This window comes from Luteimonas flava, assembly GCF_036584485.1.
GTDB lineage: Bacteria > Pseudomonadota > Gammaproteobacteria > Xanthomonadales > Xanthomonadaceae > Luteimonas > Luteimonas flava.
Window position 1 is genome coordinate 205747 of the sequence record NZ_JAZHBM010000001.1, and the last position, 20814, is coordinate 226560.

Below are 20814 nucleotides of genomic sequence, written 5' to 3' on the forward strand. Positions count from 1 at the left end.
ATGAGCACACTGGGCCGGCGCTGCCGCCGGCCCTCCCGAACCTCAGCAGCAGCCGTGATCGCCGTGCCGCGTGCCGCTGTCGGCGACCACGGCGGCTCCCGTCGTCTCGCCACGCTGACCGGCGTGGTGGTGCTCGACGATCACGCGTGCGACGCAGCTGGTCACGCGCTTGCCCATCTCGATGTGCAGGAACTCGTTGGGACCGTGCGCGTTGGAATGCGGGCCGAGCACGCCGGTGATCATGAACTGCGCGCCGGGGAATTTCTCGCCGAGCATGCCCATGAACGGGATCGAGCCGCCCTCGCCCATGTACATTGCCGGTTTGTCGAAAAACGCCTGGCTGGCGTCGTCGATCGCCTTCGTGAGCCACGGCGACATCGCCGGCGCATTCCACCCGGTGGCGGCCTTCTCCAAGGCCAGCGTCACGGTTGCGCCGTTCGGCGGATCGGCCAGCAGGACCTCCTGCAACAGTTCGCCAGCGCGCTTGCCGTCCACGGTCGGCGGCAGGCGCAGCGACAGCTTCACCGCGGTGTGCGGGCGCAACACGTTGCCGGCCGACTGCAACGACGGAATGCCGTCGACGCCGGTCACCGACAGCGCCGGGCGCCAGGTGCGGTTGAGCACCAGCTCCGACAGGTCTTCCGACACCTGACCCTGCGCGTCTTTCGGGAACATCGGCTGGAGCGCGCCGGTCAGCGGGAACTTGTCGTAGATCGCAGTGTCGAGCACTTCGGCCGCGCGGCGTGCCTGTTCCAGGCGTTCGGCCGGAATGTCGGCATGCAGGCCCTCGACCAGAATGCGGCCCGTCACTTCGTCCTCGATGCGCGACAACAGCTGGCGCAGCAGACGGAAGCTCGACGGCACGACACCGGACGCATCGCCCGAATGCACACCTTCGTCGAGCACCTTGACGGTCAGATTGCCGCCGGCGAGGCCGCGGAGCGACGTCGTGCACCAGAGCTGCTCGTAATTGCCGCAACCCGAGTCCAGGCAGACCACCAGAGACGGCTTGCCGATGCGCTCGGCGAGATGGTCGACGTAGGCGGGCAGGTCGTAGCTGCCCGACTCCTCGCAGGCTTCGATCAGCACCACGCAACGCGCATGCGGCAGGCCCTGCTCGTGCAGCGCCAGGATCGCGGTCAGCGAGCCGTAGATCGCGTAGCCGTCATCGGCGCCACCGCGGCCGTAGAGCTTGCCGTCGCGCAGCACCGGCTTCCACGGACCGAGATCGTCGTCCCAGCCGGTCATTTCCGGCTGCTTGTCGAGATGACCGTAGAGCAGCACGCAGTCGTCGTCGCTGCCGCCGTTCGCGGCCGGAATCTCGATGAAGATCAGTGGCGTACGGCCTTCAAGGCGGACCACGTCCAGCACCATGCCGGGAATCGACTGGGCCTTGGCCCAGCCCGACATCAGCTCGACCGCGCGTTCCATATGGCCGTTGGCGACCCAGTCGGCGTCGAACATCGGCGACTTGTTAGGGATCCGGATGTATTCGACGAGCTGGGGAACGATTTCGTCGTCCCACTTGGCGCCGACGAAGCGGTCGGTCTGGCTGCTGTCCATTCGGGTTTCCAGTGTGCGTAAAAAACCGATTCTATCGCGGACCCGCGTGTAGGAATTTTCCTACAACTGCTCGGGCGTTCGGCTGGCTACGGCCCAGCAGTGCCGCGGATATTCTGGCCGCCTGGTGTTGGGAAGACTGGCTGTACCGGCAAGGACGAATGAATCGCCAGTCGGGAATGGAATCCCCCCAATACCAAGGAGTTCAGGACATGAAGTCGATCCGAGCCGTGCTTGCGTCGCTGTGCCTCTCACTGCTGTTGGCAGGCACCGCATTCGCAAATGAAAGCGTGGAAAAGGTCAACATCAACACCGCGGATGCAGCCACGCTGGCACGCGTGCTGCACAACGTGGGGCAGGCCAAGGCGGAGGCCATCGTGGCCTTCAGGGATGAAAACGGGCCGTTCCGAAGCGCCGAGCAACTGGCGCAGGTGAAAGGCATCGGGTTGCGGACCGTCGAGCACAACGTCGATCGCATCGAGATCGGTGCGGCCGGATCGCAGGCTGGCGCGACGCGGGCACCGAGCCCGCCCGCCGCAGCCGGGACCAAGGGGGCAGCGCAACTGCGCTGACTTTGACCCATCGCTGACGTCGGCACAGGGAGTGCCGGCGTCAGGCGAGGAGCAGGACGCTCCACGGGACCGGCAGGATGCCGCTACAGGGACGTAACCGTCGCCCGCCTCGCATTGGATGCGAAGCGGGCGACCCTGTTTTGGGCGGCGGTATCTGGAGTGCGCTCTGAGCCGGCCCCGTCTTCCGCCATTCGGTGTGCACCGACTGGATCGAAAGCGCTTAGCTGGCCAAGCGGTTTTGATCCAGCTTCGATCGATAGCCTGAAGCAGTCCCAGTCCCAGTCCCAGTCCCAGCGGCGCGCAGGCATTTCTGGCCGCGCCACCATTCGGCCTCAGCCTTCAAACCGTGCGTCTTGCGGCTCAGGGCTTGCGCTTTACGCCTTTTGCTTGAATCTGGCTCCCGAGGCCTGCCGCCTTCGGCACCCAGGGGCGAGGTGCGCTGGCAGGACGCGAAGTGCTTGTCTCAAGAAGTCTGCGCGGCCCCGCACTTCGCCAGCCCTTGCGTGTGGCATCGAACGTGGGCGCATATCGGAAGCGCGCAAATTTGCGGTTCCGGGGTTCTAGACTTGTGGCATGCACGAAACAACTTCAGGCGAGCCGTCTTGTGTCCAGCGGATCGATGCGCACGAGGCACAGCGCGTGCGCTGGCGCAATGGCCTGGGATGGACCAGGGAGATCCATGCCGAGCCCGGCGCGGGTGCGGAGGCTTGGATCTGGCGGCTGTCGATCGCGGAGATCGAACAGACCGCGGCGTTCTCCCGGTTCGAGGGTGTCGAGCGGGAGCTGATGCTGCTGACCGGCGATGGACTGACGCTGCACTTCGAGGATGGGCAGGTCTCGGATCTGCAACCGTCGCATGCGCGGCTGCGTTTTTCCGGCGAGCGGGCGCTTCGGGGCGAGCCGGCAGGGCCCGGCGTCAGTGCCCTGAATCTGATGTGGCGTCCGGACCGGATCGAGGCATCGACCTGGCATCGGCCGCTGGTGGGAACGATGGTCGTGTTCGTCGATCCCGGCGACTGCTGGCTGCTGCACGTGCTGGCGGGTCATGCGCGACTCGTGACGGGCGACACACGGCTGCTCGAACGTGGAGACACGGTCATGCTGCGCGCGCTGGACGGGCGGTGTCGTTACGTGCTGGACGGGGGTGGGGAAGTAGTGTTGACGCGGTTCCAGCCTGTCGCGCTTTCGCCGATTCGATCTCCGGATTTGCAGGTGTAGGGCGCTGCCCGGCTGCGCACTGATAAGGCGGCCGATGTGTATATCCACATGCATCCGATCTGCAGTCTTGTCGAACTCACGGCTGGCGCAGATCTGCGATCTTCGGCCCCCACCCCAACCCCTCTCCCGGAGGGAGAGGGGCCTTGAATTCTTGTGTCGACTGCTGCCGCGACGAAAGCCCCGGACGTTCTGGCAACGGTCCGGCAGCTGGGATGGACAAGCGACTGCGCTTTCAGTTCTTTGAGCCGTACTCCAATATCCGCAGGCGTTTTGGTCACAGCGTAGGCGTTGCGAAGAAGACGCTTGTCGGAAACGCAGGCGTTCGCGGTGCCGAAGCGAAGAAGATGCTTGTCGCTGGCAGGTGTTCGCTGTGCCCGCGGCGAAAAAGAGGTTTCTCGGCGATGCACGCGCTCGCAATGGGCTCGACGACGCTATTCCCTTTCGCCTTGCCGGTTCGTTTTGATCAGAAAAGCCGATCGGCGTCGTGCAGGGGAACGCGCGTTCCGGTCAAGCGGGCGGGCGTCTGCTTCCTTTTTTTTTTGAACCGAGCTCCCAAAGAATAGTTACTACGAATCCCTCTGCGCGTGAGACGAAAACGCCCGATCCGGATCGACGGAGCGGGCGCGTGGTTCCGGTGCGTCACCCGGCGCCCGTGCAGGGCGCTGTGACTTGGGATCACTCAGAAGCGGACGTTGACGCTCAGCCAGAGGCCGCGCGCTTTGTCCTTGTTGTTGTAGTGGTCGAAGTACAGGATCTCGTTGGTGCCGTCGAAACCCGGCGCATCGTCGAGATCGCGGAACTCGGTGTCGTAGGTCGTGAAGTCGCGATCGAGCAGGTTGTTGATGCGCCCGTTGAAGGTGACCGACTCGTTGAGTTTGAACGAGGCACCAAGGTGCAGCACTTCGTAATCCTTGTAGTACAGCGGTTCGCGCGTGATCACGTGCAGGTCGCGGTAGCGCTTGGATCGCGCTTCGGCGGTCAGGAACAGGTTGAAGCGTTCGCTGGCCTGCCAGTCGAGCGTGGCGTTGGCCATGTGGCGCGCGCTGTTGCCGAGCGGGAGGCCCGCGGCACTGCCACTCTTCTGCTCGCTGTCGGTAAAGGTGTAGTTCGCGCGAAAGCCGAATGCCTCGCTGATCTGCCAGCGACCTGCCACTTCGGCGCCCTGGATCACCACCTTGTCGATGTTGACCGTCTTGCTGCTCGATGCGTAGCCGATGTCGGCGTACTCGCCTGCGGCGGTGCATGTGAGTGTGGTACCGGGGCCGCAGGGCTGGGACGCGATCTTGTCCTCGAACGCGTTGTGGAACAGCGTCAGGTTGGCGTTGTGGCCGTCCGGGCTCTGCCAGTAGACCGCCAGTTCGGTGCTGGTGCTGGTCTCGGGCTGCAGATCCGGGTTGCCGAACATCGGCGAGGTGCCCTGCGCGCCGAAACCGGTGACGCCGTCGTAGAGCTGGGTGGTCTTGGGCGTCTTGAAGCCGGTGCTGACGCCACCCTTGACCGTCCACTGCGGGCTGACGGTGTAGACGCCGTACAGACGCGGGCTGAGGTGGTTGCCGAAGACCTCGTGGTCGTCCCAGCGCAGACCGGCGGTGAGCGCGAACGGTTCGGTGATGGTCCAGGTGTCCTCGGCGAACAGCGAGTACATGTTGTGTTCCTGCTTCAGGCCCGGCGTGCCGCTTTCGATGCCGAAGATGCCGTCGGTCAGTTCACCCTGGATCACCTGTGCGCCGAGCACGGCGATGTGTTCACCGAACAGCTGGAACGGCACGTCGAGCTTGGCATCGAGCGTGTATTGCGCGCTCTCGAGTGTGCGCTTGGGACGCGGCAGGAACGTCGATTCGGCGAGCGCGCGACGCTCGGCCAGCGACAGGCCGGCGTAGGGACCGGTCCCGTCGATCATCCGCAACAGCTCGGCGCGCTCGTCGACGGTGAACGGCATCGTGCGGCCGTCGTTGTTGGTCGCCACGTGCGACAGCGAGACGAAGCTGTTGCCGAAGTTCCAGCGGCCTTCGTGCGTCAGCGACCACGCGTCGCGGGTGAACTCCTGCACCGCGCCGTAGCCGACGCGCGGATTGGCCCGGCGTGCCCAGGTGCCGCCGTTCGCGCGGCAGGCATTCGCGTTCGCGCCGGCAGCGCCCAGGCAGTAATTGCCGGCGGTGAAGATGCTGTTGATGTTGTCGACCGTGCCGACGGGATATTCCTCGACACCCTGGTCATTGATCTTGATCGCGTTGTCGTATTCCTGGCGCGAGGTGTCGTAGTCCAGCGTCAGGCTCTGGTTCTCGGTCGGCATCCAGGCCAGCGTGATGCCGCCGGCCTTGTTGGTGTTGTCGACGGTCTTGCCGCCGCCGCCGAAGCCCAGCGGGCGCGTGCGTTCGACGCCCGCGGGATCGGTGATCGGCGCATAGACCGGGTTGGACGCGTCGCGGTCGTACCAGCTGGCGCGCGCGCTGAGGTTCAGCACGCCGGGCACCAGTGGGCCGGTGACGAAGGCGTCCACCGTGGTGTCGTCGCCGAACTCGCTGTCCTCGAACGAACGGCTCACCGTCGCCGAGCCGTGCCACGCGTCGAGCACCTTCTTGGTGATGATGTTGATGACGCCGCCCATCGCATCGGCGCCGTAGAGCGTCGACGCCGGGCCACGGATGACTTCGATGCGCTCGATCGCATCCAGCGGCGGGATGTGGTTGAACTGGTTGCCGCCGAAGTTGTTCGGATAGATGTCGCCGTGATTGTTCTGGCGCTTGCCGTCCACGAGGATCAGCGTGTAGTCCGAGCCCATGCCGCGCATCGAGATCGAGCCCTGGCCGGTCTTGTCGCGCGTCTCGCCGACGTCGATGCCTTCGATGTCGCGCACTGCATCGAGCAGCGTCATGTACGGACGCTTGGTCAGGTCTTCCTGGGTGATGACGCTGATGCTCGCGGGCGCATCGGTGAGCTTCTGCTCGAAGCCGGCGGCGGTGACGACGACGGTGTCGAAGTCGGTGGCCGGGTTGGCCGTCGCGCTGTCGGCGAAGGCGGGCGCGGACAGCAGGCCCAGCAGGGCGATGGCGAGCGGACGACGGATCGGGAAACGGGTCATGAAGGTCTCGTTGGACGGGATCGATACGCGGCGTGGCGTCGGCTGGCCGGAGTGGGGTGCGCATGCGGGCATGCGACAGGCCGCAGCGCGTCACGCCCGGTGACGGGCATGCGCGATGCGGGTCGCCGGCGCAGGCCGGCGGTATCCGGAATCAGCGGGGCGGCGCGCGGCCGCGGTGCTGGCGGCGAGGGGACCCTTGGCGGGGCCGCGTCACAGCCGGTCGCGGACGACGCGCGAGGCGTCCGCGTCGCGATGCAGGCAGGACCGGCATCGCCGTGGCAGCGAACAACGGGTCGGCCGCAGGCAGGTGCAGGCGTGGCGTCGTCCGGATGGACGACAGCGCCGGCGTGGTGTCCGGTGAGGGCGGCGTTTCGCCGCCGTGTTCGAACGGGATGCTCGGTACAGACACGCCGCCGGGCAGGGTGACCGCCATCGCGGATGGTCCCAGGGTGGCCGCCCACAGCAGCAGGAACAGCAGGCCGAGCGCCATGGCGCGCGCGGCATCGGCACCCGGGCGCACACGTGCGCCGAACCGTTCCGTCAGTGATCGGATGCCCTGCGGCACGCCTGCTTCTCCCGCGGGCGGTCTCGCCCGATCACGGGATATTAACCGAGAATGATTCTCGACATCAAAGGTGAACGATTCCGGTTAGCGTAGGCGGGCGTTCCCGAGCCGCTCGAAGCCTGCATCTCAGTCGCGGTCGTCGCGGGTCCAGACGCCGCCGTGCTCGATCTTGGTCGGAAATTTCGCCACTGGTTCGTACGCAGGTGCGCACAGGGCACGACCGTCGCGCACGTCGAACTTCGCGCCGTGCAGCACGCATTCGATCGTGCCCAGGGCGGTGTCGAACGCGCCGCCGCTCGACAGGCCGAAATCCTCGTGGCTGCACTGGTCTTCGAGCGCGTACAGATCGCCATCGAAATTGAAGACGATGATCGGCACGCTGGTGATCTCGTCGAAGGTGGTGCGCATCTCGCCGGGCAGCAGCTCGCCGGTCGCGCAGACGAAGGTCCAGGTCTCGCTCATGGGGTGACTCCGAAGGTCTTCTCCAGCACTTCGAAGCGCAGGTCGTCGCGGCGCGGGTTGCCGAAGCGGGTGTCGCCGTACGGGAACGGCTTGTGCACGCCGGTTCGGCGATAGCCGCGGCGCACGTAGAACGCGATCAGCGCATCGCGCACGTCGATGACGGTCATGCGCATGCCGGGCAGGCGCCATTCGTCGCGGGCGATGCGTTCGCACTCGCGCAGCAGCGCGTCGCCGGTGCCACGGCCCTGCAGCGTGGGATCGACCGCGAACATGCCGAAGTAGCCGACGCCGTCCTCGATCGCGACGTGCGCGCAGGCGAGCGGGCGTCCGTCGTCGCCATCGATCACGACGACGCGGCTGTCGGCGCGGACGATGTCGTGCGCCAGCACGTCGGGATCGATGCGCGCGCCATCGAGCAGGTCGGCCTCGGTGGTCCAGCCGCTGCGGCTGGATTCGCCGCGATAGGCGGACGTCACCAGGGTGACGAGGGCGGGGACGTCGACGGGCGTGGCGGTGCGGAACACGGGAGCGGGCATGGCGGCGGCTGAAGTCGTGACGCCGCCATTATCCCGCGATGGCCCGGCGCCTGCGCGCGGAAGCACGGTAATGCAGCCGCAGCCTCAACCGAGCAGCGTGCGCACCTTGCGCAGGGCGGCGACGAAGGCGTCGATTTCCTCGTGCGTGTTGTAGAACGCGGGCGATGCGCGGCAGGTGGCGGCGACGCCGTAGAACTGCAGCAGCGGATGCGCGCAGTGCTGGCCCGAGCGGATCGCGACGCCTTCGAGATCCAGCAGCGTGGCGAGATCGTGCGCGTGCGCGCCTTCGATCAGGAAGGCCACGACCGCGGCCTTGTCCGGCGCGGTGCCGAAGATGCGCAGGCCCTCGATCTCCTGCAGCGATTCGGTGAGGTGCGCCAGCAGTTCGGCCTCGCGACGTTCGACATGGTCCATGCCGAGCCGCTCGAGATAGTCGACTGCGGCGCCGAGACCGACGAAGCCGGCGATGTTCGGGGTGCCGGCTTCGAAGCGGTGCGGCGGATCGTTGTAGACCGTCTTCTCGAAGCTGACTTCCTTGATCATCTCGCCGCCGCCGAGGAACGGCGGCATGGCCTGCAGATGTTCGCGGCGCGCCCACAGCGCGCCGGTACCGGTCGGCCCGCACATCTTGTGGCCGGTGAACGCATAGAAGTCGCAGCCGAGCGCGGCGACATCGACGCGGCGGTGCGGCACGGCCTGCGAACCGTCGATGACGGTGACGATGCCGCGCTTGCGCGCCTCGCGGCAGATCTCGCGCACCGGGTTCACCGTGCCCAGCACGTTGGAAACCTGGGTCAGCGCGAGCAGTTTGACGTCGGATGTCATCGCGCGGCGCAGGGCGTCAAGGTCGAGCGTGCCGTCCTCGAGGATTTCGGCCACGCGCACCGTCGCACCCGTGCGCTCGGCGACGAGCTGCCACGGCACGATGTTGGCGTGGTGTTCCATGCGCGAGACGAGGATCGTGTCGCCGGCCTTCAGCCGCGGCAGCGCCCACGACCAGGCGACCAGATTGATCGCGAACGTCGTGCCGCTGCACAGCACGAGTTCGTCGCTGCGCACGTTGAGGAACCGCGCGAGCTTCGTGCGCGTGCCCTCGTAGGCCTCGGTCGCCTCGGTGCCGAGCTGGTGCACCGCGCGGCTGACGTTGGCGTTCTGCCGCCGGTAGAAGCCGTCGACCGCGTCGATCACCGATGCCGGCTTCTGGCCGGTATTCGCGTTGTCGAAGTAGATCAGTGGCTTGCCGTGGACTTCGCGCAGCAGCAGCGGGAAGTCCGCACGCACCGCGGCCCAGTCGACGCTGCCGTCATGCGCGACCGGCGCGCTGGGCGCATCGAACGGCGGCGTCAGCGGCGGCAGGGTGGTGCTCATACGAGGGCGAGTCCCGACAGGACGCGATCGAGACCGGCCTCGGCGTGCGCACGCAGCTCGGGATCGGTGATCGTCGACAGCGGCTCGCGCACGAATGCGGCGGTCAGCAGGCGCTGCGCATCGGCTGCCGGCAGGCCGCGCGAGCGCAGATAGAACAGCGCGCCCGGATCGAGCTGGCCGACCGTCGCGCCGTGCGCGGCCTGCACTTCGTCGGCGTGGATCACCAGCACCGGCTGGGTGTCGATCTCGGCCGTGGGCGACAGCAGCAGGTTCTTGTTCGACAGGCGCGCGTCGGTGCCGTCGGCGCCGGCATCGATGGTGATGCCGCCATGGAACACGACACGACCGCGCTGGTCGCCGATCCCGCGCCACTTGAGTTCGCAGGCGGTGTTCTTCGCGATGTGGCGGATGCCCAGGCGCGTGTCGACATGCGCGCGGCCACCGGCCAGCAGCACGCCGTTCGCGGTCAGGCGCGCGTCGTCGCCGAGCAGGCGCACGTCGAGTTCGTGACGCGACAGCGCACCGCCGGCTTCGACATCGACGCGGGTGTAGACCGAGGCGGCCTGCAACTCTGCGTCGGTGCGCAGGAAGCTGGTCGCGCCGATGCCGAGGTGCTGCAGACGCACGTGGTGCAGCTCGGCGCGGTCGGCGACGCGCAACGAGATGATGGTGTTGTCGAGATGGCGGTGCGCGCCGGCGTCGAGATGATGCTCGACCAGCGTCAGCGCCGCGCCTTTGCCGAGCACGACGTGATGGCGCAGATGCCAGGCGAGATCACCTTCCGCAGGCGCGCCGACAAACACCAGGTGCACGGGCGTCTCGATGCGGGCGCCGGCCTCGACGGAGACCGATGCGCCGTCACGGGCAAGTGCGTCGTTGAGTCGGGCGAACACGGCGTCGTCGCGATTGTCGATGTCAGGCAGCGTGCCGGCATCGGCGAGCGTTCCGATCGACAGGCCGGCGACGGTGGTACCCGCATCGGACAGCGCTGCGGACAGGCGGCCGTTGACGAAGACCAGGCGCGGCGCAGGAATCGCGGCCAGCAGATCCGCATCGACCGGGGCATCGGTCTGCGGCGCGACGAAGCTGCGACGCTCCAGCGCACGCAGCGAGGTGTACTTCCAGGCTTCGCTGCGCGGGCCGGGCAGGCCGGTCGCGAGCGTCGCGTCGAGGGCCGCGCGACGTGCGGCGTCGCCGTCGAAACCGGCGGCGAGAGAGTCGAGCAGGGCACTCATCAGACGGCGGTCTCCGGCGCGACGCGGTCCTTGATCCAGGCGTAGCCCTTCTCTTCGAGCTGCAGCGCGAGTTCCGGACCCCCGGTCTGCACGATGCGGCCATCGGCCAGCACGTGCACGACGTCGGGCTTGATGTAGTCGAGCAGGCGCTGGTAGTGCGTGATCACGATGAAGGCGCGGTCCGGCGAACGCAGTGCGTTGACGCCGTCGGCGACGTTCTTCAGCGCGTCGATGTCGAGACCCGAGTCGGTCTCGTCGAGGATCGCGAGTTTCGGCTCGAGCACGGCCAGCTGGAAGATCTCGTTGCGCTTCTTCTCGCCGCCCGAGAAGCCTTCGTTGACGCCGCGATGCAGCAGGCGGTCGTCGAGATGCAGCACGGCGAGCTTCTCGCGCACCAGCTTGAGGAACTGCATCGAATCGAGCTCTTCCTCACCACGCGCCTTGCGCTGCGCATTGAGTGCGCTGCGCAGGAAGTAGGTGTTGTTCACGCCCGGAATCTCGACCGGGTACTGGAACGCGAGAAACACGCCGGCCGCGGCACGCTCTTCGGGTTCGAGCGCCAGCAGATCCTGGCCCTGGAACGCGACGCTGCCGTCGGTGACCTCGTAACCGTCGCGGCCGGCGAGCAGGTTGCCCAGCGTCGACTTGCCGGCGCCGTTGGGCCCCATGATCGCGTGGACTTCGCCCGGCTTCACGTGCAGCGAAAGGCCCTTGAGGATTTCGCGCTCGTTGATGGAGGCGTGCAGGTTGTCGATATTGAGCATGGGTATCGGAATTCGAAAAAGAGAAAGAGAACCGGCGCGATGACGCTGCGTCGAAGAACGGGTGCATCGCCGGCCCGTGAGCCGGCCGCGGTGTCAGCCGACCGAACCTTCCAGCGACACGTCGAGCAGCTTCTTGGCCTCGACGGCGAACTCCATCGGCAGTTCGCGGAACACCTGCTTGCAGAAGCCGTCGACGATCAGGCTGACCGCGTCTTCCTCGCTGATGCCGCGCGTGCGGCAATAGAACAGCTGGTCGTCGCTGATCTTGGACGTCGTCGCTTCGTGCTCGACGGTCGCACCGGGGTGCTTGACCTCGATGTACGGGAACGTGTGCGCGCCGCACTGCTTGCCGATCAGCAGCGAATCGCACTGGGTGTAGTTGCGCGCACCCTCGGCGCCCGCGCCGATCTTGACCAGGCCGCGATAGGTGTTCTGCCCGCGACCGGCGCTGATGCCCTTGCTGACGATCTTCGACTTGGTGCGCTTGCCGACGTGGATCATCTTGGTGCCGGTGTCGGCCTGCTGGCGATGATGCGTCAGCGCAACCGAATGGAACTCGCCGCTCGAATCGTCGCCGAGCAGCACGCAGGACGGGTACTTCCAGGTGATCGCCGAACCGGTCTCGACCTGCGCCCAGACCACGCGGCTACGATCGCCGCGACATTCCGCGCGCTTGGTCACGAAGTTGTAGATGCCGCCCTTGCCGTTCTCGTCGCCGGGGTACCAGTTCTGCACCGTCGAATATTTGATCTCGGCGTCTTCCAGCGCGACCAGCTCGACGACCGCCGCATGCAGCTGGTTCTCGTCGCGCATCGGCGCGGTGCAGCCTTCGAGGTAGGACACATAGGCCTTGTCCTCGCAGATGATCAACGTGCGCTCGAACTGGCCGGTGTGGCCGGCGTTGATGCGGAAATAGGTGCTCAGCTCCATCGGGCAACGCACGCCCTTGGGAATGAACACGAAGCTGCCGTCGGAGAACACGGCCGAGTTCAGGGCGGCGAAGTAGTTGTCGCTCACCGGCACCACGCTGCCGAGGTACTGCTTCACCAGCTCGGGATGGTCCTGGATCGCTTCGGACATCGAGCAGAAGATCACGCCTTTCTCGGCGAGTTCCTTCTTGAACGTCGTGCCGACCGACACCGAATCGAACACCGCGTCCACGGCGACGCCGGCCAGACGCGCGCGCTCATGCAGCGGCACGCCGAGCTTGTCGTAGGTGTCGAGCAGTTCCTTGGGCACATCGTCAAGCGAGGCGTACTTGGCCTTGGGCGCGGAGTAGTAGCTGACGGCCTGGAAATCGATCGGCGCGATCGACAGCTTCGCCCAATGCGGCACCGGCATCGTCAGCCAATGGCGATAGGCGGCGAGACGCCAGTCGGTCATCCACTGCGGCTCTTCCTTCTTCGCCGACAACGCGCGGACGACGTCCTCGTCGAGGCCGGGCGGAAAGCTGTCGGACTCGATGTCGGTGACGAAGCCGGCGTCGTAGCGACGGCCGAGCTGCTCGTGGATTTCTGCGTTCGCAATCGGTTCTGCGATGTCGGTGGCCATGGGGGCTGCCTACTGTCTAAGCGCGGGCGAGGCGGGCGTCGATGCGCTTCGCCCCACCGGCGGTGGAAATGGGTGAAGGACGCGGCGCGTCGTCGAGCATCTGCGCCAGGCTCACGGCGCGCAGCGCATCGGCTACCACGTCGTTGATCCGGCGCCAGTTGCCGCGCACGCCGCACTGCTCGGAAATGCCGCACTGACCGTCGTGCAGGCTGCACTCGGTCATCGCGAGCGGCCCTTCCATGGCCTCGACGATCTCCACCAGGCTGATCGCCGCGGCCTCGCGTGCGAGGCGATAGCCGCCGTTGGCGCCGCGGAAGCCTTCGACCAGACCGGCCTGCGCCAGCGGCTTGAGCAGCTTGCTGACCGTCGGCGCTTCGAGGCCCGACTGTTCCGCCAGATCGGCCGCACTCATCACCACCTGCGGCCGTGCGGCGAGCACGGTCAGGACGACGGTGGCGTAATCGGTGAGCTTGGTGACACGGAGCATTGCGGGCGGGGGCGACCGGAGACGCGTCGGATGAAAGCGGACCAAAATTGTACGCTTTTGCGTCCGGCAGCTCAATGTGGCGGGCGGCGGGCGTTCATCGCAGGGCGCGGCGGCGAGGCGCCTGCGCTGGCGGCTCGACGGGTTGTTGGCCACAATGCGGACTCACTCCGCCGTGGAATCCGCAATGCCCAAGACGCCGAAGAAGCCCAAGACGCCGAAGAAGATCGAGGCGCGTCTGTCGAGCATCCACGGCAACGGTGTGTTCGCAACCGAGGCCATCGCCAAGGGCGAGCGGATCGTCCGCTACAAGGGTCTGCTGCGCACGCACGACGATGTCGATGCCCAGTACGGCGACATCGACGAGGACGGCCACACGTTCCTGTTCACGCTCAACGACGACTACGTCATCGACGCGAACGAGGACGGCAACATCGCGCGCTGGATCAACCACAGCTGCGCGCCGAACTGCGAAGCCGTCGTGCAGGAAGATCTGAAGGAGCGCCGGCACAAGGACAAGGTCTTCATCGAAGCGACGCGTGATATCGCCGCCGGTGAAGAGCTGGCCTACAACTACGGCATCACCCTCGCCGAGCGGCACACCCCGAAGCTCAAGAAACTGTGGGGCTGTCGCTGTGGTTCGAAAAAGTGCACCGGCACGATGCTGCAGCCCAAGAAATGATGGCGTCTTCCGCCGCGGGCGGAAGACACATATGCCCCGCCACCTCGGGGGGAGGGGAGGACCATCGGCGGATGCCGGTGGTGGAGTGAGGGAAGGGGCTCTACCGAGAGTCCCGTGCTCAGGGTCACAGTCAAAAGCAACCCTCACCCCAACCTCTCCCGAAGGGAGAGGGGCTCCAGCGTCACGGCGTCGGAGACACTTCCCGCAGATCCGCCGACGCGATCCGCCACGCGCGTTGCGCGTCGCTGGCGCCGTCGACCATCGCGCGGCGCAGGACGTAGCGGCCTTCGAAACGGCGGCTGCTGCCGTCGGTCTGCTGGGCGCGCAGCGACACGGGCACCTCGATGAAACGCGAACCCGCGGCGGCTTCGACCGCGCCCGGTGCGCCGATGTCGACCATCACCACCGCCGTGTCCCCGAAACCGGCCGCGAACTGTTCGGGCGACTGGCCGCTGGCACGGCCGCCGTCGGACCACAGGGCATAAGCGCGCGCGTAGTCGACCGCATTGATCGCGGCGTAATAGGTGCGGATCACCGCCGAGGCTTCTTCGGGCGTCGGCTCGGGACCGGCGACGGCGGTCTCGCCCGGCACGCCGGTGAGACCGGTTTCCGGATTGTCTTCGAGCGGCAGCAGCGCGCTTTCCTCGATGCCGGCTTCGGGCAGCGGCTGTTCGCCGCCGAGCGGAATGTTGCCGGGGCCCGGCTCGCCGCTCAGGCCAGTGACGCCGCCCGCGTTCTGTTGCGGTTGCGGCAGCGGACCGTCGGCTGCCTGGCCGGATGCTTCGGCGTCGGCGCGCGCCGCGTCGCGGTCGCAGGCGCCGAGGGCGCACACCAGCGCGAATGCGACCGCGACAGCGGCGGCGTTGCGCTTGCTGCCGCTATCAGCGCGCAAGGTGCACCACCACGCGGCCATCGGCGATGTCGACGTTGCCGATGCGCTTGCCGGAAGGCAGCTTCGACAGCAGATCGTCATCGAGGCGATACACAGGTTCGCTGCGCGCGTACTCCGACAGCAGGCTGTTGACGATGCCGCGCGCGCCGCCCTTGAGCAGCGTATTGGAGCCGGGCAGATCGAACTGCAGCAGCTCGGGATCTTCGAGATGCAGGCCGCGGGTCGCGGGGTCGTAGCGCAGGCCGCTCACCAGCGCGAGACGGCCCGGGCGGTCGTCCGCGGCCACGCCGCCGACACCGAGATCGAAGTCCAGCCGCAGCCGGCGATCGCCCTGCGGAATCATCAGGCGCGGATTGTCGAGCGTCACCGACACCAGCCCGCCGAGCTTGTCGAAGGTGCGCGGGAAGCGCGTGTCGAGCTGGCGCTGCAGCTGCGGCGTGGTGAAGGCGACCTGGTCGTTGAGCCAGGCCGAGACCACACCCAGCGACGTACAGGCGGTGAGGACGAGCAGCAGCAGGGCTGCGGCGGACAACTGCAGGGGACGGCGCATGGCACGCTCCGGAACGGCGATGGAGGCACCCTACGCAGGCGCCGTGAATACGGGATTAGCGGCGCGTCAGTCCGGCGCAGGCGCCAGCGGCCGGCGGTGCGGCTGCAGCCAGGCGAGCAGCAGGCCGAGCAGCAGCATCGCGATCACGTCGAAGACGATCTGCTTCAGCGACAGCGTCAGCGGAAACGGCTGGCCTGCATGCGCGAGCAGGTGCCAGGGCACGAACGACACCAGCGCGATCGCCAGGCCGAAGCGTGCGCCGTGCCAGCGCTTGCTGCGATGCGGCGGCGGCAGCCAGCGGTAGAGCCAGGTCATCGCCAGTCCCAGCGACAGATAGGCGAGCAGGATCCAGGCGACCTGCGCGTTCGCATCCGCCTGCGGGCGGAACAGATGGGCGAGGGCGAGATAGTCGTCGCGCAGCAGCAGGCCGTGCACGAAGAAGCCCAGCGCCAGCGCGGTGGCGGAGATGGTGAGGCCGCAGATCCAGAACCGTTTGTCCATTGCAGGGTGTCCGAAGAGGCGCGTCGCTCGGCCCAGATTAGCGCTGCGCGGGTGACGGATCGATGGACGCCGCGGTGATGCGCCAGGTCTCGCCGTCGCGGCGCAGATCGTAATGCCCGCTGTAGCGGCGCAGCGGCCCCTGTCCACCGATGCGCAGATGCACCGGAATGCGCAGCGCGGCGGGCACCGGCGTCGCATCGAGTGGCTGTGGCCGTGCGTTGTCGACACGCAAGCCGGTCACGTTTTCGAGCGTGCGCAGGTCCGCTTCGCCCTGTGATGCGGGACGGCCGTGGATCCACATTGCATCGGCTTCGCTCCGGTCGTCCTTGAACAGTGCGGCGAGATAGGCGTGCACGGCGGAGACGGCGTCGCGCATCGCGGCATCGTGCGCCGCCTGCAGTCCGGCACTGGCGGCCGCCCCCGCGGCGTCGGGCGATGGGGCGGACGCAGTCGACGCGGCGGCGGCCGGCGAATCCGGCGATGGCAGGTCGTCCGCATCGCGGCGCAGGCCTTCCTGCACCGCGACGGCGATGCCGAGCAACACGATGGTCGCGATGACCAGCCACCAGGCGCGATGCGACATCCGGATGTTCCCTTGCACCGCATGCGCGGCAACGATCGGATGCTAGCGCGCCGCGTCGCCGTTGTCGGCACCGTGTGCACGCAGCAGCGGCAGCGGGTCGAACGCGCCGTCGCTGGCGTAGACGCCGTAATGCAGATGCGGCGGCGTGCCGCGCGCGTTGCCGGTGTCGCCGACGACGCCGAGCGCATCGCCCGGCCGCACCAGATCGCCGACTTCGAGCAGATCCGCGAAGTCGTCGAGATGCGCATAGTAATGACGCTGCCGGCCCGGGCCCATGATCCACACCTGCTTGCCGCCGAGGCCGCTTTCGCGCACGCCGACGACGAGGCCGTCGGTCGTACTGCGCACCGGCGTGCCGCGGGGCGCGAAGATGTCGACGCCTTCGTGCTGGCGGTCGCGTCCGCGTGGCGCGCCATAGGTGTCGGCGACGCGCGAGGCGCGCACGCCGTCGACCGGCATCGGCAGCGATTCCGGTGCAGGTGCGGCAGACAGCGTGGCGATCGCGCGTGGCTTGGCCATGAACGGCTGGTGCCAGGCCCAGTAGCCGGCAGCGGCGAACAGGCCCGCCCAGAACACGAAGCCCAGCGTGGCCCGCAGCTGCGGCGTGTAATCGCGGCGCGGCTTGCGCACGGGTTTCGGTGCGGCCGGTGGGGTGGAACCGGGTGTGGGATCGGGCTCGGACATGACGTCAGCGTCGCAGACCGTGCGCGAAGCCGGAGTCAGTGCAGCGGGTCGCACAATGCAGAACGGCCTGCACGAGGCAGGCCGTTCGGGACAAACGAGACGGGCTCAGCGCGCGTCGGCGTTCGCTTTCACTTCCTGTTCGAGCCGCGTCTTGAGCTCGGGCGCGAGCTTGAGCTGACGCGCGAGTTCGTCGAGGTAGCTGCGTTCCATGAAGCTGGTCTCGTCGGCGACGAGCACGCTGGCCAGATACATTTCCGACGCGATCTCGGGCGTGGTCGCGGCGCTGGCCACTTCCGCCGGATCCAGCGGCTTTTCCAGTTCCGCATGCAGCCAGCGCTGCACGTCGGCGCCCTCGTCGATGCGCTTGAACTCGCCTTCGATGACTTCGCGCTCGCGTGCATCGATGTGGCCGTCGGCCTTCGCAGCGGCGACCAGCGCCTTGAGAATCGCCTGGCTGTGGATGTCGACCTGCGGCGCGGGCAGACGGTCGACGGTCTGCGGCGCGACGGTCGCCGCCCCGGCCTGCTGCTTCTGGTAATCGCCGTAGGCCTTGTACGCCATGACGCCGATCGCGGCGAGGCCGCCATAGGTTGCGACCTTGCGGGTCTTCTTGTTCTTGCCGAGCAGCAGGCCCAGCGCGCCGCCGGTGGCCGCGCCCTTGCCGAAATCCGCATTGAGCAGGCTGCTGCCGGGCTTGCCGCCGGCCTGCGAAGTGAGCAGATGATTGAGGAAGCCCTGGAAGCTCATCGTTCGATATCCATCGGTAGGGAGAAAACGGCGCCGAGCATGCGGCGGTCAACGTTCACCGGATGTGCACGGTTCGCTTCACCGGACGAATCGTTCAGAACCGGGTGAGCGTCATGTTCGCAGCAGGCGGGCGATGACATCGCATCGCGCCGTCCCAATCGAAATCGGGACGACCAAGCCGTCGAGGGAACCCTGAAACGAAATCGGGACGGCCAAGCCTTCGAGACGCCCCTGAAACGAAATCGGGACGGCCAAGGCCGTCCCGATCGAAAGACACGTGGCGCTTGGAATCAGGCAGCGGCGTCCTTGAGCTTCTTGAGCGGGCGCACCTTGACCTTGACCGAGGCGGGCTTGGCGGCGAACCACTGCTCTTCCTTGGTGAAGGGGTTGATGCCCTTGCGCTTCGGCTTGGCCGGCACGCTGACCGACGTGATCTTCAGCAGGCCGGGAAGGGTGAACGAACCCGCGCCCTTCTTGCTGATCGAGCCGTGCACGGCGCCTTCGAGCGCAGCGAACACCGCGCGCACGTCCTTCGCCACGACGCCGGTGGATTCGGCGATGTGTGCGACCAGGCCCGACTTGCTCAGGGCTTCCTTGATCGGCTTCGGTGCTGCCGGCTTCGCGGCGGCGGCCTTCTTCGGCGCAGCAGCCTTCTTGGCCGGGGCTTTCTTGGTGGGGGCCTTCTTCGTTGCCATGAGCGTGTGGTTCCCTCGTCGAGTGATGATTGAGTTGTCCGGGCCGAGCGAGCCGGCAAGCGGAATGTAGGGCATCGTGGCACGTGCGCCAATAGGAAACCGCAAAAAACAGGGCTTTTGCGTTTAGCGGTCCTGGCGCGAAGCGCGGCGACGGGGCGGCCACAGGATCCAGGCACCGGCGACCACCAGTGCGAGCACGCTGTAGGCGGCGACGAAACTCCACCACGGCGCCTCGAAAAACAGCACCTTCGACAACCAGTGCCCGACGAAGGATTCGTTGTAGGACTGCTGTCCGGCGCGCGCACGCAGCCACTGTTCCCAGATCGTCAGCGGGCACAGACGCCCGAGCCAGGCCTGCACGGCGATCACCACGACCAGCGCGACGTGCAGCCAGCGCAGCCACCTGCGGCGCACCCAGCACCAGCCGAGCGGGCCGCCGACCAGCAGTGCGAGCGTCATGCCGACGACGAATGCCGCGATGCCGACATGGACTGCGAGCACGGCGTCGGCGAGCACGGCGGCGAGCGAGGGTGAGAGTGTCATGGCCGGATCATCGTGCATCGGCCGTCGAGGTGCAGGTGCTGCGTCGCATCACCGGGACGCGCGCGTAACGGATGGGGGGCCACCATGCACGCCCCAACTCTCGAGGAGCACACACATGGGTATCGCCCGTCACGCCACCGCCCACTGGACCGGTGATCTGAAGTCCGGCAAGGGCACGCTGTCGACGCCGCAGAGCGGCCTGCTGTCGGAGACGCGCTACGCGTTCGGCACCCGCTTCGGCGACGAGAAAGGCACCAATCCCGAAGAGCTGATCGCCGCCGCGCACGCGGGCTGCTTCACGATGGCGCTGTCGGCCAAGCTCACCGAGGCGGGCTTTCCGCCGGAATCGCTCGACACGCGCGCCGATGTCGACCTGTCGATGGACGGCGGTCCGCAGATCAGTTCGATCCGCCTGAAGACCCGCGCCAAGGTGCCGGGCATCGACGCGGCGAAGTTCCGCGAGCTCGCCGATGACGCCAAGCAAAACTGCCCGGTGTCGAAGGCGCTGTCGGCAGTGCCGCTGTCGCTGGATGCCGAACTCGAAAGCTGAGTGGTGAACGCAGAACGCCGCGTCGGGCAACCGGCGCGGCGTTGTCGTGTCTGCGGTGTGCTATCGGACCGCGGCCCGGCGGCGCGGGGGGCTCAGCGCCAGTCGATCGTCCCGCGTACCACGGTCTGCACGCGGCCGCCGGACCAGACATCGCCGTTGTCGTCGACGTGCAGTTCGATGATCGCATCGTGGCCGACCTCGCGGCCCTGGCTGATACGGTAGCGGCCATTGCTGCCGGGCAGGGCGTCGCGATCGGCCAGCCACGCGGCCAGCGTCGCGTTCGCGGCGCCGGACGCGGCATCCTCGAAGTGGCCGGTCGAACCGACGAAGGCGCGCACCGCGAGGTGATGCACCGGATCATCGGAACGCGCGAAGGCGCACAGCCCCATGCTGCCCGTGGCCTCGACGATTGCGCCGATCGCATTCCAGTCCGGCGTCGCGGCGCGCAGGTCGGCTTCGCTCGCGAGCTCGGCCAGCCACCAGCGGCGACCGCCGTCCATCAGGACCGGCGGCAGCGCGCCGAGCGGCATCGCCGCGAGCACGTCGCGCAGGCGCGGATCCTCCGCCGATGCGGTCTCGACGACCGACGCGCGCGGTGTGCGCACAGCGATCGTGCGCGTCGGGCCTTCGCCGACGACTTCCAGCGGCAGCTTGCCGGCGATGCCGTCCTGCACCAGCAGGCCATCGCGCGGCGCGGCGAGTCCGGCTTCGAGCACGACGTGCGCGGTGCCGACGCTCGGGTGCCCGGCGAAGGGCACTTCGCGGCGTGGCGAAAACATGCGGATGCCGTAGCTGGCGTCGTCGGACGTGGCCGGAAACACGAACGTGGTCTCGGGCAGACGCGTCCAGCGGGCGATGGCCTGCATCGTGGCGTCGTCGAGGCCGTCGGCATCGAGCACCACGGCGAGCGGATTGCCGGCACCGGGCCGGTCGGCGAATACGTCCACCTGGACGAAACGGCGGGAAGTCATGGCGGGAGCGTCACGCGGC

24 protein-coding genes are annotated in these 20814 nt (G+C 67.5%); 5 read left to right on the top strand and 19 right to left on the bottom strand.

Going from position 1 to position 20814, the window contains the following annotated elements; genetic code table 11:
* Positions 1–42 precede the first annotated feature (42 nt).
* Positions 43–1563, bottom strand: a complete 1521-nt coding sequence (locus tag V3391_RS00975; RefSeq protein ID WP_332076556.1) for a M20 family metallopeptidase — start codon at positions 1561–1563, stop codon at positions 43–45.
* Between the two features lie 209 nt (positions 1564–1772).
* Between V3391_RS00975 and V3391_RS00980 the strand changes: the two genes are divergently transcribed.
* From V3391_RS00980 to V3391_RS00990, 3 genes are all read left to right on the top strand, one after another.
* Entirely contained in the window at positions 1773–2132 is a 360-nt protein-coding gene (locus V3391_RS00980; protein ID WP_332076558.1) for a ComEA family DNA-binding protein, read from the top strand.
* A gap of 573 nt (positions 2133–2705) precedes the next feature.
* Positions 2706–3350, top strand: a complete 645-nt coding sequence (locus V3391_RS00985) for a HutD/Ves family protein (protein WP_332076560.1) — start codon at positions 2706–2708, stop codon at positions 3348–3350.
* Positions 3351–3562: 212 nt separating this feature from the next.
* Entirely contained in the window at positions 3563–3913 is a 351-nt protein-coding gene (locus V3391_RS00990; RefSeq protein ID WP_332076561.1) for a hypothetical protein, read from the top strand.
* 116 nt (positions 3914–4029) lie between these two features.
* Here V3391_RS00990 and V3391_RS00995 read toward each other — a convergent pair whose 3' ends face one another.
* The 9 genes from V3391_RS00995 to V3391_RS01035 form a co-directional block, all read right to left on the bottom strand.
* On the bottom strand, positions 4030–6432 hold the full coding sequence (locus V3391_RS00995) for a TonB-dependent receptor domain-containing protein (protein ID WP_332076562.1): 2403 nt from the start codon (positions 6430–6432) through the stop codon (positions 4030–4032).
* Positions 6433–6583: 151 nt separating this feature from the next.
* Positions 6584–6997: a hypothetical protein gene (locus V3391_RS01000; protein WP_332076563.1), complete on the bottom strand. Its 414-nt coding sequence runs from the start codon at positions 6995–6997 to the stop codon at positions 6584–6586.
* A 126-nt stretch (positions 6998–7123) separates the two neighbouring features.
* Complete coding sequence (locus V3391_RS01005; RefSeq protein ID WP_332076564.1) at positions 7124–7459, bottom strand: non-heme iron oxygenase ferredoxin subunit; 336 nt, start codon at positions 7457–7459, stop codon at positions 7124–7126.
* On the bottom strand, positions 7456–7995 hold the full coding sequence (locus tag V3391_RS01010; RefSeq protein ID WP_332076565.1) for a GNAT family N-acetyltransferase: 540 nt from the start codon (positions 7993–7995) through the stop codon (positions 7456–7458). The genes V3391_RS01005 and V3391_RS01010 overlap by 4 nt, the downstream gene beginning before the upstream one ends.
* 84 nt (positions 7996–8079) lie before the next feature.
* The gene (locus V3391_RS01015; RefSeq protein WP_332076566.1) at positions 8080–9363 is read right to left on the bottom strand and encodes a cysteine desulfurase; all 1284 of its coding nucleotides are present in this window, start codon (positions 9361–9363) and stop codon (positions 8080–8082) included.
* Positions 9360–10598, bottom strand: a complete 1239-nt coding sequence (sufD, locus tag V3391_RS01020; RefSeq protein WP_332076567.1) for a Fe-S cluster assembly protein SufD — start codon at positions 10596–10598, stop codon at positions 9360–9362. Before sufD ends, V3391_RS01015 begins: the two co-directional genes overlap by 4 nt.
* The gene (sufC, locus tag V3391_RS01025) at positions 10598–11362 is read right to left on the bottom strand and encodes a Fe-S cluster assembly ATPase SufC (RefSeq protein ID WP_332076568.1); all 765 of its coding nucleotides are present in this window, start codon (positions 11360–11362) and stop codon (positions 10598–10600) included. Before sufC ends, sufD begins: the two co-directional genes overlap by 1 nt.
* Positions 11363–11455: 93 nt before the next feature.
* Complete coding sequence (gene sufB, locus V3391_RS01030) at positions 11456–12913, bottom strand: Fe-S cluster assembly protein SufB (RefSeq protein WP_332076569.1); 1458 nt, start codon at positions 12911–12913, stop codon at positions 11456–11458.
* A gap of 16 nt (positions 12914–12929) precedes the next feature.
* Positions 12930–13400 carry an SUF system Fe-S cluster assembly regulator gene (locus tag V3391_RS01035; RefSeq protein ID WP_332076570.1) on the bottom strand — a complete coding sequence of 157 codons (471 nt, stop codon included), beginning with the start codon at positions 13398–13400 and terminating at the stop codon, positions 12930–12932.
* A 184-nt stretch (positions 13401–13584) separates the two neighbouring features.
* On the opposite strand from V3391_RS01035, the gene V3391_RS01040 reads away from it, so the two are divergent.
* Positions 13585–14079, top strand: coding sequence for an SET domain-containing protein (locus V3391_RS01040; protein ID WP_332076571.1), 495 nt, complete (start codon positions 13585–13587; stop codon positions 14077–14079).
* Positions 14080–14260: 181 nt separating this feature from the next.
* Here V3391_RS01040 and V3391_RS01045 read toward each other — a convergent pair whose 3' ends face one another.
* The 8 genes from V3391_RS01045 to V3391_RS01080 all read right to left on the bottom strand — a co-directional run bounded on the left by V3391_RS01045 (position 14261) and on the right by V3391_RS01080 (position 19274).
* Positions 14261–14992 (bottom strand): hypothetical protein, encoded by a 732-nt coding sequence (locus V3391_RS01045; protein WP_332076572.1) that lies wholly within the window; start codon positions 14990–14992, stop codon positions 14261–14263.
* Entirely contained in the window at positions 14961–15521 is a 561-nt protein-coding gene (locus tag V3391_RS01050) for a DUF1439 domain-containing protein (RefSeq protein ID WP_332076573.1), read from the bottom strand. Before V3391_RS01050 ends, V3391_RS01045 begins: the two co-directional genes overlap by 32 nt.
* A gap of 66 nt (positions 15522–15587) precedes the next feature.
* A complete protein-coding gene (locus V3391_RS01055; protein ID WP_332076574.1) occupies positions 15588–16022 on the bottom strand; it encodes a hypothetical protein in 435 nt (144 codons plus the stop codon).
* A gap of 37 nt (positions 16023–16059) precedes the next feature.
* Complete coding sequence (locus V3391_RS01060; protein ID WP_332076575.1) at positions 16060–16605, bottom strand: hypothetical protein; 546 nt, start codon at positions 16603–16605, stop codon at positions 16060–16062.
* 42 nt (positions 16606–16647) lie between these two features.
* Positions 16648–17289 carry a M23 family metallopeptidase gene (locus V3391_RS01065; RefSeq protein ID WP_332076576.1) on the bottom strand — a complete coding sequence of 214 codons (642 nt, stop codon included), beginning with the start codon at positions 17287–17289 and terminating at the stop codon, positions 16648–16650.
* A 105-nt stretch (positions 17290–17394) separates the two neighbouring features.
* Positions 17395–18036 carry a tellurite resistance TerB family protein gene (locus V3391_RS01070; protein ID WP_332076577.1) on the bottom strand — a complete coding sequence of 214 codons (642 nt, stop codon included), beginning with the start codon at positions 18034–18036 and terminating at the stop codon, positions 17395–17397.
* 290 nt (positions 18037–18326) lie between these two features.
* Entirely contained in the window at positions 18327–18731 is a 405-nt protein-coding gene (locus V3391_RS01075) for an HU family DNA-binding protein (protein WP_159678313.1), read from the bottom strand.
* 123 nt (positions 18732–18854) lie between these two features.
* Positions 18855–19274 carry a DUF2784 domain-containing protein gene (locus tag V3391_RS01080; RefSeq protein WP_332076578.1) on the bottom strand — a complete coding sequence of 140 codons (420 nt, stop codon included), beginning with the start codon at positions 19272–19274 and terminating at the stop codon, positions 18855–18857.
* A 115-nt stretch (positions 19275–19389) separates the two neighbouring features.
* On the opposite strand from V3391_RS01080, the gene V3391_RS01085 reads away from it, so the two are divergent.
* The gene (locus V3391_RS01085) at positions 19390–19824 is read left to right on the top strand and encodes an OsmC family protein (RefSeq protein WP_332076579.1); all 435 of its coding nucleotides are present in this window, start codon (positions 19390–19392) and stop codon (positions 19822–19824) included.
* Between the two features lie 92 nt (positions 19825–19916).
* Here the strand turns inward: V3391_RS01085 and V3391_RS01090 are convergent, their stop codons facing one another.
* On the bottom strand, positions 19917–20795 hold the full coding sequence (locus tag V3391_RS01090) for a PhzF family phenazine biosynthesis protein (RefSeq protein ID WP_332076580.1): 879 nt from the start codon (positions 20793–20795) through the stop codon (positions 19917–19919).
* Positions 20796–20814: the final 19 nt, after the last annotated feature.